This window comes from Pedobacter caeni, from assembly GCF_900129215.1.
GTDB classification, from domain to species: domain Bacteria; phylum Bacteroidota; class Bacteroidia; order Sphingobacteriales; family Sphingobacteriaceae; genus Pedobacter; species Pedobacter caeni.
Genome location: NZ_FQUQ01000003.1, coordinates 1,058,510 through 1,071,054 on the forward strand (window position 1 = coordinate 1,058,510; position 12,545 = coordinate 1,071,054).

The window sequence follows — 12,545 nt, forward strand, 5'->3', positions numbered from 1 at the left end:
GATGATTAAAATAATTATGGCGCAGTATGCTCAATAATTATTTTAATCATGTCGGGCTCATTATTTTTGTTTTAATAGGTCAGCATGATCGGATTCCATCTCTTCATCTTCTTCTTCCATCGCTTCTTTACGCTTGGTTCCTGACAGGTAAGAATAAACCGCAGGAATAATAAAGAGGGTAAGAATCCCTGCAAAGGTCAATCCACCGGCAATTACAATTCCCAGCGACTGGCGGCTGTTAACCGTCATCGCAATTGGTAAAGCACCAAATATCATCGCCAGTGAAGTCATGAGAATTGGCCGGAAACGTTGTACTGCTGATTGTATGGCCGCATCGTATTTTGACAGTCCCTGTTCTTTCAAATGATTGGCAAATTCTACGATCAGGATGCCGTTTTTAGTAATCAATCCCACCAGGGTGATGATTCCAATCTGACTAAACACATTTAAACTCTGGTCAAACCAGTATAGACTGAGGATGGCGCCTGTGACGGCCATTGGTACTGTAAGCATAATGATGAGGGGATCACGCAGGCTCTCAAATTGTGCGGCCATGATCATATAAACGAGTAACAAGGCCAGAATTAGTGTAGAGGTGATATTGCCCTGGCTTTCTTCGTAATCTCTGGATTGACCTGCCAAACTCGTTTTGAAATTTTCGTTCAATACCTCTTTTTTGATCCGTGCCATTTCTTCAATCCCATCAGCAAGGCTGACACCTGGTGCCAGGCCGGCAGAAATCGAGGCTGAAGTATATTGGTCATAACGATAAATCGCAGCAGGACTGATCCCTTCTTCAATCGTAACGAGGTTATCCAGAGAGATCATCTCATTATCCGCAGAACGAACATAAATTGAACGGAGATCGCTGATGTCGTTCCTGTTTTTCCGCTCTACCTGACCGATCACTTCATATTGCCTGTCTGACCGTAAAAAATAACCATAACGCTGGCCGGAGAACGAAAGCTGTAAAGCCCTTGATACTTCCTGTGTAGAAACACCCATTAAGGCTGCTTTCTGCCGGTCTATGTTTATTTTTAGTTCAGGTTTATTGATTTTCAAATCGGCGTCTACGAACATGAGTTTTTTACTCTGCCTTGCTGCTGCCAAAAATTTTGGAAGCACTTGTTTAAGGCTATCCAGAGTAGGAGCCTGAAGTACATATTGTACTGGCATGCCACCACCATATCGTGTACCGATGGTGGGTGGGAGGTAAGGGAATAAAAGGAAGCCCTTAAATTTGGACGATGCCATTCCGTATTGGTTGTATAAATCCTGTGTACTTGGTTTGCCTTTTTCAGGATCGTTTAGATAAATACTCTGAACAGCGATGTTAACTGGTGCCGGGGCGGGAATAAAAGAGATACCTACCATAGAATAAGTCTGATACAGCCTGCTGCCTGTAGAATCGTTTACGTATTTTCCCACTTCGGTCATTCGTTTTTGCATGTATTCAAACGACACCCCTTCAGGCGCAATAGCGATCAGACTCATGTTGGACCGGTCTTCTATCGGCGCAAGCTCAGATGGTAGTTTTTTCCCGACAAAATAAATGAGACTGGCCGTGCCGATCAGGAATACAGGAGCTAACCAGCGGCGTTTCATAAAGGCGGTTAATAAATTCGCATATCCTTCATTTAAGCGGATGAAAAAAGGCTCTGTGTTCCGGTATAACCAGTTTGGCTTTTCGCTCTTTTTTAATAACAAGGCGCTCAGCATAGGCGAAAGCGTTAAGGCGACAAAAGCGGATACCAGTACAGATCCCGATACGACAATGGCAAATTCTTTAAACAACTGGCCACTGATCCCACCCATAAAAATAATTGGCATAAATACAGCTGCCAGAGTAATGGTGGTGGATATTACTGCGAAATAGATTTCTTTGGACCCTTTGAAAGCAGCCTGGATTGGCGACATGCCTTCTTCGATTTTTTTATAGATATTTTCCAGCACCACGATCGCATCATCCACCACTAAACCAATCGCAAGTACCAGGCCCAGCAGGGTGAGTACATTGATGGAAAATCCGGCCACATACATAATGAAAAATGCCGAAAGAATGGATACAGGAATGGCCAGTACCGGTATAATGGTAGAGCGCCAGTCTCTGAGGAAAAGAAAGATGATCAGCACGACCAAACCGAAGGCGATGAAAAGGGTTTCTTCTACTTCTTTAATGGATTTACGCACGGGACTTGTGAAATCGAAACCAACAATCAACCGGTATTCCTTTGGAACTTCCTTGCGCAATTGCTCTAATCTGACATAAAACTCATCTACGACCTTGATTGCGTTAGCCCCACGTTGGATCTGAACGGCAATACCCACCCCAATCCGGTTTAAATTACCGGTTTCATTGATAATTGCAGTTCGCTCATTTTCCTCTCCCAGTTTTGCAGACCCGATATCTTTTAGCCGCACTACTGTGTTTCCCTCGCGTTTAATGATCATTTCATTGAAATCTTCTACGGTAGTTAAGCGGCCGAGGGTACGTACACTTAGCTCATTGTTTGCGCCTTCTATTCTGCCGGAAGGTAAATCCAGATTCTCTCTTGATAAAGCCTGCCGGATGTCTTCAGGAGTGAGCATGTACGCAGCCAGCTTAGTGGGATCAAACCGTAACCGCATGGCATACTTATGTTCACCAACAACTGCAACACTGTTTACCCCGGGGATAGACTGCATTCTGTCTTTTATCATCGTGGAGGCAAGATGACTTACTTCCCGGATGTCCTTGGTATCGCTTTCTACTTCTAAAAAGGCAACCAGGTTATCAGGAGAGGAAGCTTTTGCAACAACAGGCGGATCTACATCGGCAGGAAGCTGCTTTCTGGATTTGGCCACTTTATCGCGGACATCGTTCAGTGCATCTTCCAAATCGACATCCCGGTTAAATTCTATGGAAATGACACTCACCTGTTCCCTGGATTCAGAAGAAATGGTTCTGACGCCATTGGATTCTGCAATAGATTCTTCCATAGGCTTGGTGATTTTGGAAGCAATCACATCCGGGCTCGCACCGGGATAATAGGTGACCACCGAGATCACCGGAGGTTCTGTAAGGGGATATTCCCTGACCCCTAGATAGTTCCAGCCAACAATCCCCATAATAACGATAAAGGCAGAAAAGACACCTGCCAGAACCGGTTTTTTTATACTTAATGATGATAAACTCATGATTTTAAATTTGAAATAGATTATTTGGTAGCAACAGCCTGAACAGGCATGCCATCACCAAGACGAAGAAGATTGGATACAATGACACTGTCGCCATTGTTTAAACCAGAGGTGATAATGGCTGAGGTTTCAGTTCTGTTGCCAATGCTCACGGGCTTTGATTTGGCAAGACCATTTTCAACCACAAAGACACTATATCCCTCTCCGCTGGGGATGAGCGCTTCAGTTGGTAAGTTAATTGCTTTTGCATTTTTTGCTGAGGTCTGGAAATGGATCTTGACAGACAAACCTGCCCTGAACTTTCCCTCAGGATTACCTGCGCTGGCCTGCACTTTTAGTGCTCTGTTTTGAGCATTAAGCCCCGGTTCGGTAGCTTGAATGCTGGCCGTCTGTTGCTGATCAGAAAGAGCGGTGGTAAAATTGATCTTACTGCCTGTTTTAACCAGTGGGAGGTACTTTTCCGGGACAGAAAAATTGATCTTAACGGTAGCCTGGTCCTGCAGGCTAACCAGCGCTGTCCCTGGGGAGACAAAAGCGCCCGGATCCAGATTTGAAATGCCGATCTTTCCTGAAAAAGGAGCCCGGATTTCGGTTTTGTTCAACTCCACCTGGAGCTGCTCCCGCTGCGCTTCGAGTGCTTGTAATTTTACCACTGTCTCATCGTACTGCTGCTGATTGACCGTTTCTGTTTTCAGCAGATTACTGATCCTTTGCTCATTCAGGCGGGCTAATTTCAATTCAGAATTCAATCCCTTTAACCGGGCCTTCAGGTCAGCATCGTTTAATTTATACAGCAATTGTCCCTTGCTGACATTTCCGCCGTCCTGAAAAGCCACCTGAACAATCTTTTGGGCGATTTCACTGACGATGGCTACTTCCCGATAAGGGGCCATGGTACCTACAATCACTTCCTCCTGATTCAGGCTCTCTTCGCTTACAACGATCACATCCACTTGCAATTTGCTGACATCTGCACCTGCCGCGGCAGCCGGCTTTTGTGCTTTTTCCTTATTCTCATTACAGGCAATCAGCAATATACTGCAGAGTACAGGAAGGAAAATAGCTTTTAGTTTATTTGTATCTTTTAACATGATCTGATGAATAATGGTGGAATAAATAGTTGTTTTAACGGGTGTAAATTTAGCGGGCATTACCAGCCCATACTTTATACTATTGCAGGTAAGAGTTATAGAATTTCTGCAGGAATTATTAAAAAAAAATGCCCGGTTTAAGGCCGGGCATTGGAAAAATGGGGGGATTGGTTTTACAATTTTGCGGTCTTTAGTCTTAAACTATTGCTGACCACCGAAACAGAGCTTAAGGCCATTGCTGCACCGGCAATCATCGGATCCAGTAAAAAACCATTGATGGGATACAATAGTCCGGCTGCAATGGGAATGCCGATGAGGTTATAAATAAAGGCCCAGAATAAATTCTGTTTGATGGTGTTTACTGTTCTGCCTGAAAGTTTTAATGCTTTGGGTACCATGTTCAGATCAGAAGTGATCAATGTCATCTTTGCCACATCCATTGCGATGTCAGAGCCCTTGCCCATAGCAATGCTCACATCGGCCTGTGCAAGGGCATGGCTATCGTTAATGCCGTCCCCAACCATGGCAACAATTTTCCCTTGCGATTGTAATTCTTTTACAAAGTCTGCCTTGTCTGAAGGCATTACTTCTGCTTTATAATGTTTTAAACCTACTTGTTTAGCTACAGCGGCCGCCGTTTGCTTGTTATCTCCGGTGAGCATATAGACCTCAATCCCCCTGTTTTGTAGGGTTTCAATGGCCTCTTGCGAAGTAGACTTGATTTTGTCGGCAATGGCAATGGCCGCCAGCCCGTTTTTTTCATCCGCAAAATAAATCACGGTTTTAGCTTCTTCCTGCCATATTTCAGCCTGAATGAGCAAGTCCTGGCTTACTGAGATCCCATATTCAGTCATTAATGCTTTGTTGCCAATAAAATACTGCTGGCCCTGCTGAACGGCTTTTATTCCTTTGCCGGTGATGCTTTCAAAATGCGCTAAGCGAACTGTTGTTACCGATTCTTCTTTTAAACGGTTGATCACCGCTTCCGCAAGTGGATGCTCAGACTGGGCTTCCATAGCATATAAAATCTGTTTGTTCAGGGCAAGATCTGCAGGTGTATTGTTCCAGATCATATCCGTTACCACAGGTCTGCCTTCTGTAATTGTACCGGTCTTATCCAGGATAACTGCATTTACTTTATGGCCAAGTTCCAGGCTCTCTGCGTCTTTGATCAGGATGTTGTTTTCTGCACCTTTTCCAACACCAACCATGATCGCTGTGGGGGTGGCCAATCCCAATGCGCATGGACATGCAATTACCAACACGGTAACTGAAGTGAGTAAAGCGTGAGTGAACGCTGCTTCAGCACCTACGAGCATCCATACCGTAAAAGTAAGGATGGCAATACTGATGACCACCGGGACGAATATCCCTGCAATTTTATCTACCAGTTTTTGAACCGGGGCCTTACTTCCCTGAGCTTCCTGAACCATTTTAATGATCTGAGCCAGAATGGTATCACCACCAACTTTTTCGGCTTTGAACTCAAAACTACCTTTCTGATTGATCGTACCCGCAAACACTTTTTCTCCCTTCGATTTGGCAACAGCAACGGGTTCACCACTGATCATGCTTTCGTCCACATATGAGTTTCCTTCAGTTACTACTCCATCTACAGGTATTTTTTCTCCTGGCTTTACCACAATGATGTTTCCAACCTGTACCTGTGAAACAGGGATTTCCTGCGTCATGCCGTCAATAATGACATTCACCGTTTTTGGCTGCATGCCCATTAATTTTTTAATGGCTGATGAGGTGTTGGATTTGGCTTTTTCTTCCAGTAATTTACCCAGGGAGATGAACGCAATAATCACCGCTGCTGCTTCGAAATAAACATGTGCATGGAGGCCCTGCTGGTGCCAGAACTCCGGATAGATGGTATTAAAAGCGCTGAACAGGAACGCAATTCCGGTACTTAAAGCAACCAGGGTGTCCATATTGGCTTTGCGGTATCTGGCTTGCCTGGCAGCATTGATAAAATAGCTGCGGCCCAAATAGAAAACTACAGGGATGGACAGCGCCATCATGATCCAGTTGCCGTAAGGAAGATCCATAAAGAACATCCCGATCACGACTATAGGGATGGAAAGAATGACCGCCCAAATGGTTCTTTTTTTCAGTTGCTGGTAATGTTTGATCTGGGCATCCTGCTGCACCTGTTGCGGATCTTCGGCATCTACAATAAGGTCATACCCGATGCCTCGAATTGCATTTTGCAATTCCTCTGCTTTAATCGTTTCATCATATTCAGCCCAGGCAGTCTGATTGGCATAATTCACGCCTGCATTATGGACACCTTTAGCCGACTTAAGCATACTTTCCACACTTACTGCACAGGCAGCGCAGGTCATTCCCAAAACCGGGAAAGTTTTTTTTATATAACTATTTTGTGAAAGTTTTTTTTTGTGTTTTTGATCTGAAGTGACTGCTTCCATGTTGTTTTATTTAGTGCAACAAAGCTAAAGGGGGCTGATGCCCTGGTTCTTATACAATTACCTGAAAGATGTATATAATTATAAGGTTACTCTGCCTGGTCTTTCGGCTTTAGATTTTTCTGCTTCAGGCTTTTCTGCATGATGACCAGCTTGTCCTGCCTTATTTTTTTATAATAAGCAAAATCGAAGCCCGTATGTTTCTTTAACTGCCTCGAAAGGTAAGCCACGCTACTATAACCCAGTGTGTTGGCGATATCTGTTAACGATTTATCCGTATAGACTAAAAGACCTTTTACTTCCTCAATTTTCTTTTGGATGATATACTGTTCCAGGGTATCACCTTGTGTAAGGGAAAATATGGCGCTTAGTGAATCATAGTCCTTATTTAATTCCTCGCTGATCAGCTTTGAGAATTTAACAGGCTCTCCGGTGTCAGATTGTTCGGCGATACCGCGTTCGACCGTAAGTTTAATCTGACCAATCAATTGCTCATTCTTATCGTGCAACAGATCGAATCCATTTTTTTGTAAAACCACTTTTAAGGTTTGTTCATCAACAGGAGTTTTGCTATTCTCTTTTAAGATTACTTCTCCCAAATTTATACTTGAAATATCTAAACCGAGTTTGAATAGTTCATCGCTGATTACAGTAATGCAGCGGTTACAAACCATTCCTTTAATTAGTAGTGTATTGTTCTTTTTCATTGGAATATATTTGTTTTTTATCACAAAGAATTTATACTCAAAAATAAACTGGAATGCTAAATTTGGGGTTACACTATTCGGGGAAACATGTATAGAATTTACAACTGGTCTAATGGCTTGCGGGCATTTTCTTTTATACTTTTAAAATGCGTAGGGGTAAAGCCTGTGGCTTTTTTGAACTGAGTGGAAAGGTACTGGACGCTACTGTAACCTAGTCTATGAGCAATCTCACTCAGTGTAAGTTCATTGTACGCTAAAAATTCCTTGGCTCTTTCTACACGCTGAAGAATAATATATTGTTCAATTGTAATGCCTTCAATAGTTGAAAAAAGCGAGCTGATGTAATTGTAATCTATACTGAGTTTTTGCTGGATCAGGTAGGATAATTTAATGGTTAAATCTATTTTGTCAGCCCCATGAACAGTTTCAATGACGAGGTTCTTGACCTTTTCTACCAGCACCATTTTACGGTCATCCAATAGCTCAAACCCATTTTCTGACAACCAGTTTCTTAAATAACTCATCTGCTCAATACTGAGATCCTCTTCTAATTCAACTTCTCCCAGCTGTATCCGGACAGGTTGTATATCCATCTTTTCAAATCCTTGTTTTATAACAATGATGCACCTGTGACATACCATATTCTTGATGGAAACTTTCATTTAAAAGCCTGCTGAAATGCTGAATTGGTCATTAAATACTTATGATTTGATGCAATGAGATCTTTATACCCTGAGTCATAGATCTTCTTGTCAAAACCTTAACGCAAACGTAGCGCTCTTAAGCTGTTCGAAAACTATATAATTACAGGAAAAACTTATATAATTTCGTTCTCGTCCACTAGGCTGTATAGATGTATTGCAGGCACTCTGAAGATCAATAGAAGACCCAAATAACAGTTGAGGACCTGGATATATTTAACAACTGGCAAAAGGGCCATAAAATGGCTTACTAACAGGAATTCTCAACTATCCAGAAATCAAAAAAAAGAACTTGTGGATTGTATAATGGAGAAAATTGATGTTTCCTTGTACTTTGTGAAGAAAATAAAGCGTATTTTTATAAAGAAGAATTACTAAATAGGAAAGCAATATTCATAAAATTAATACGATTTGATTAAGGGCACTCACAATGTCGTTTCCGATAAGATTGAATTATTGGAGTCGATGTCTTACTCTATGCTGTATACGTTGGAGGCAAGAGCTTTAGCGACCTTGTTTTATCCTGAGTTTGAGTTCTCTGACCCTTATTCTGTAGCCATAAAAAAAGAGATTAACGTCGCTATTCCAATTGATAAAACGGATAGAGATTTTATCTTTTCCATTACAGAAAGGGCCAAGATATTTGATCAGGTAACCAGAACTTTTTTAAGGCAAAGCCCGGAGGCAACTGTGCTGAGTTTAGGTTGTGGACTCTGTTCCCGTGCGAACCGGCTACAGCATGATACAAAAGAAACCAAATGGATTAATATTGACTTAAAGCATGTTATTGAGATTCGAAATGTGCTTTATGCTGAAGATCCGAATATCAGCAATAAAGTTTGCGATGATATCGAAAATGCAAATTGGCTTGACGAACTGGAGTGTGATGAGGATCGGCCGGTATTCCTGATTATGGAAGGGGTATCTCCCTATTTAACCCAGGATAAGCTTGAAAAATTACTTTATAATATAGGGCAGAAGCTGAGATCGAAAACTACAAAAGTGAAGATCTTATTTGATTATTGCCATCCGGATTATTCCTACGATGGAACCATTATTAACAGCAGAAGTGTTAAGAAGGTAGATTTTCAGGCGGGGTTTAAGAATGCCAGTGCAATTACTGCTGTTGTTGCCGGAAGCAAAATAATAGGTAGTTATAATACTTTAGCAGGCAATTCTATCGCTTATGCAAATGCTGAAGCTGATTTTAAAAGTCAGAATAACGGGGAGACACCTTATGAAATCACCTTACTGGCTTTTGGGGAGGAAGATGAAAGGACGGATTTTTATTATTTTGATAAACCCCTATTTTGGAATAAAAGATACACCCGGCAGGCAGCAGCCGGTGGCAATTATCTTTTTCTGGCCGAAACAGATCATTTTATATGTTCACAACAGGAGTATGATCTGGTGGTTTCTTTTTTGTCAGGCAGGAATAAACTTTATAGCAATATACAGGAAGAGGTTTCAGCTGTGTATGGTGTGAATTTGTTTCTGGAAGCCGGAGTGTTGCTGGAAGAAGAACCGGATGAAGTTCTTCTATTGTCTGATTTCTCCTCAAATCCCAAAGAAATTTCAGTTGGAGTGCATCAGCTGTTATTGTTTACTGAGGTTCAGGAAACAACGTTGTTAGTGGATTTTATTAAAGAAATCTCAGCAGGTATTCCAACACTTTTTGTGTTTACAGATGACCCTCTGGATCCTCGTTTGAATAGGGTAGAGGAGTTTTTTTTAAATCAAATGAAGCAATGGGTGCTCATTAAGCTGAGTGGTGAACAAATGCTGCTGGGACCTGTATTCTTTGCCTCAACTTCGAAAACGATAGGTTATAACTGTCTTTCCATACAGCTCTGGAGAAATCAACCTGTTCGTAAATGGGGCAGTAAAGACCCGGCTATACCGATGGTAATTCCTGTTGTCTTTTCTATTGATCAGTTTCTTAAATACAGGACTGTTCTTGCTAACTTATTAAATGAAATGTTAGCTGGAAGGCCCTCTGTAATGATGGCTATGGATGTCATGACTGCAAAAATAGAAGCGCATCCGGTCAGCCCTCAATGCAAGGGTATGGCGTGTGATCAGTATGTGCCGGTCGGGAACAAGCAGTCGGCTTTTGTTTTTAACTCAAGGCCTAAGATAAACACAAATGATGGTGGCTATCGTACCATTGCTCCTGAACAGACCCTGAAAAATCTGGAATCTGTTATAAGTGCTGTAACCGGAATTGTACATCCGGTTAATTGTCTGACTGGAGATGATGCTGCGCTTAATATTTATTCAACAGTTTTTTCAAAAGTTCCTCAGAAGGAGGGCTTATTAACAAGTGACGACTTTATTCAGTATTCTTTAGGAAAAGGAATTTCAAAGGAACAATCAAAAGTAAGTGCCTTATCGGAAGCGATAGAAAGATACAACGCAATGTATGATGGTACAGAGGAATGTGTATCGGGTAAGGGAGAACAACTGGATGCAAAAGCGTTTTTTCCAGAACAGTTAAAGCGTTATAGCCAACATCAGTTGGAGCGGTTTGCCAAGGATTTAAATGGCAGGCAAGCGGTTAAAGAAATGGCCAGAGACATGGTATTACACTGGACACCTGCCTATTCTTTATTGAATCAGAAAAAAGCATATTTCCCATTTACCTTTTGTTATAGCAATACACCCTATCGGGATGAGGTTTATATGCGTTTTGATTCCAATGGATGTGCGGCTGGGAATACGCTTGAAGAAGCTGTTCTGCAAGGGTTCTTAGAGCTGATAGAACGGGATGCAGTAGCGATATGGTGGTACAACCGTATTTCCAGGCCATCGGTTTGCATAGATGGTCTGAACCCGGATGTGCTGGGTAAAATCAGAAATGCGCTTGATGAAAATTGGAACTATTGGATATTGGATCTGACCCATGATTTTGAAATTCCTGTGGTGGTGGCTGTTGGAAAGAATAAAATAAGCGCTGAATTCCGGCTGGGCTTTGGTGCTCATCCGGAGATGGCTATTGCCTGTACGAGAGCGTTAACGGAGTTGTACCAGATTATTGTGATTAACAACGGGCATAAAACAGCTTTTAAGTTCAATAAAATAGAAGATCAGCCATTTTTATATCCTGCAGTAGCGATCAAGCCTAAAGTGTTTAAAGATGATGACATTGCGATCTGCCCTGACATTAAGGAGGATATAGAATATTGTATGAGGCAAACGGCTGGATTGGGATTTGATCTTTTTGTGGTCAACACGACAAGGCCAGCTACACCTTTGTATACCGTCAAAGTGATTATTCCGGGTTTGGTTTTTATCTGGCCGGAACTTGGTAACAGCCGGCTGTTTGAGCTTCCGGTAAAGCTCTCCTGGCAAACAGTGAAATTAGTAGAATCAGAATTAAATCAACAAGAACTATTTCTTTAACATAAAAAAAAACAATGAACTTAACTTCCGAATTAATGGCTTTTCGTACAGCCTATCTGCAATGTATTGCCCGTGGCTGGAAAGATGAGGATTTTTTGAAAGAAATCATCAGCATACCAAATCTTAAGTGGATTAACGTCCTTGACAATGTGGTTTTTAAATCATTTCTTCCAAAAGAGCAGAAGCTGAATTGGAGAGCAAATGTGTTTATCATTGAAAATGTAGAAAAGGATAAAGACCTCCTGCCAATGCCGGTATCTGTGTATGCTCCTTATGACCCGAATTCGAATAATGGCTGGTTAGGTGGATCTGATCTTTTTGTTATAAAAATTCCAACTGCCCCTGAGGATGTTGCTGAGCGAGCAGAAGCCTTGTCTGTTTACTATTCGCTTTTTACCTCTTTATTTGGTAATGGATACGAAGTTACAGATACTGCAGGCGCGATTCCTTGTGCTCATGGGGGTGTTGAAGAGATTATGGCCACAAACTATAAAACCTTCAGTTTGAATAAAGCCGATTTCAACGCGGCAATAGAGAACAATATTCAGAACGACTTGGGCAGTGGTAGCAATGAGTCCTTTTTTGGATTTGGTGCTATTGTAATGAGTATTATTTCGTTCTGCTGGATGAATCCCGGATATCTGGAATATATTACAGAAAAGAACAGAACGATTACTCCTGTTGGAACTGAAGGTTCAATACTTAGAGATGAATTTATCTCGTTTAAAAATCCATGGGCATTTAACATCCGGTTTGAAAAAGCGGAAGAAGGAAATTCTACCTGGAACACGGAAAGCGGAACCTGGGAGAAAGTTGAAGTAAATGATATTTTCCTGCAATTTCCAGCGAAACCTAATCCTGAGAATCATTCCAATGCGCGTGCCTTATCGAGGTACAATAATACAGGTCCTGCCTATCCTTTGACCTGCCCATAGACAGGGCTTATTGAGGAGGTTTTATGATCCCGGGTGTGTAGATATAGTGATTTCTATACACCCGGGATTTTTCGTTGTTGTGTAAATACATCTGCGTTGA

Annotated in this window: 7 protein-coding genes; 2 read left to right on the plus strand and 5 right to left on the minus strand. The window is 41.9% G+C overall.

The annotated features are described in order from the left end of the window. Positions 1-60: 60 nt before the first annotated feature. From BUC20_RS19130 to BUC20_RS19150, 5 genes are all read right to left on the minus strand, one after another. On the minus strand, positions 61-3,177 hold the full coding sequence (locus BUC20_RS19130; RefSeq protein WP_073232626.1) for an efflux RND transporter permease subunit: 3,117 nt from the start codon (positions 3,175-3,177) through the stop codon (positions 61-63). 20 nt (positions 3,178-3,197) lie between these two features. Then, positions 3,198-4,268 carry an efflux RND transporter periplasmic adaptor subunit gene (locus tag BUC20_RS19135; protein WP_073232627.1) on the minus strand — a complete coding sequence of 357 codons (1,071 nt, stop codon included), beginning with the start codon at positions 4,266-4,268 and terminating at the stop codon, positions 3,198-3,200. Positions 4,269-4,441: 173 nt separating this feature from the next. Then, a complete protein-coding gene (locus tag BUC20_RS19140) occupies positions 4,442-6,703 on the minus strand; it encodes a heavy metal translocating P-type ATPase (protein WP_073232628.1) in 2,262 nt (753 codons plus the stop codon). A gap of 86 nt (positions 6,704-6,789) precedes the next feature. Further along, positions 6,790-7,407, minus strand: coding sequence for a helix-turn-helix domain-containing protein (locus tag BUC20_RS19145; RefSeq protein ID WP_073232629.1), 618 nt, complete (start codon positions 7,405-7,407; stop codon positions 6,790-6,792). Positions 7,408-7,505: 98 nt separating this feature from the next. Then, positions 7,506-8,000 carry a helix-turn-helix domain-containing protein gene (locus BUC20_RS19150; protein ID WP_234994554.1) on the minus strand — a complete coding sequence of 165 codons (495 nt, stop codon included), beginning with the start codon at positions 7,998-8,000 and terminating at the stop codon, positions 7,506-7,508. Positions 8,001-8,519: 519 nt separating this feature from the next. Here BUC20_RS19150 and BUC20_RS19155 point away from each other — a divergent pair. After that, positions 8,520-11,510 (plus strand): TOMM precursor leader peptide-binding protein, encoded by a 2,991-nt coding sequence (locus tag BUC20_RS19155; RefSeq protein ID WP_143166845.1) that lies wholly within the window; start codon positions 8,520-8,522, stop codon positions 11,508-11,510. A 14-nt stretch (positions 11,511-11,524) separates the two neighbouring features. Further along, entirely contained in the window at positions 11,525-12,445 is a 921-nt protein-coding gene (locus BUC20_RS19160; RefSeq protein ID WP_073232632.1) for a BMA_0021/BMA_0022 family TOMM bacteriocin, read from the plus strand. The last annotated feature ends 100 nt before the right edge of the window (positions 12,446-12,545 follow it).

Bases quoted from the DNA above. Each gene is read 5' to 3' on its own strand.
- BUC20_RS19130 (WP_073232626.1), bottom strand. From the start codon at position 3,177: ATGAGTTTATCATCATTAAGTATAAAAAAACCGGTTCTGGCAGGTGTC.
- BUC20_RS19135 (WP_073232627.1), bottom strand. From the start codon at position 4,268: ATGTTAAAAGATACAAATAAACTAAAAGCTATTTTCCTTCCTGTACTC.
- BUC20_RS19140 (WP_073232628.1), bottom strand. From the start codon at position 6,703: ATGGAAGCAGTCACTTCAGATCAAAAACACAAAAAAAAACTTTCACAA.
- BUC20_RS19145 (WP_073232629.1), bottom strand. From the start codon at position 7,407: ATGAAAAAGAACAATACACTACTAATTAAAGGAATGGTTTGTAACCGC.
- BUC20_RS19150 (WP_234994554.1), bottom strand. From the start codon at position 8,000: ATGGATATACAACCTGTCCGGATACAGCTGGGAGAAGTTGAATTAGAA.
- BUC20_RS19160 (WP_073232632.1), top strand. From the start codon at position 11,525: ATGAACTTAACTTCCGAATTAATGGCTTTTCGTACAGCCTATCTGCAA.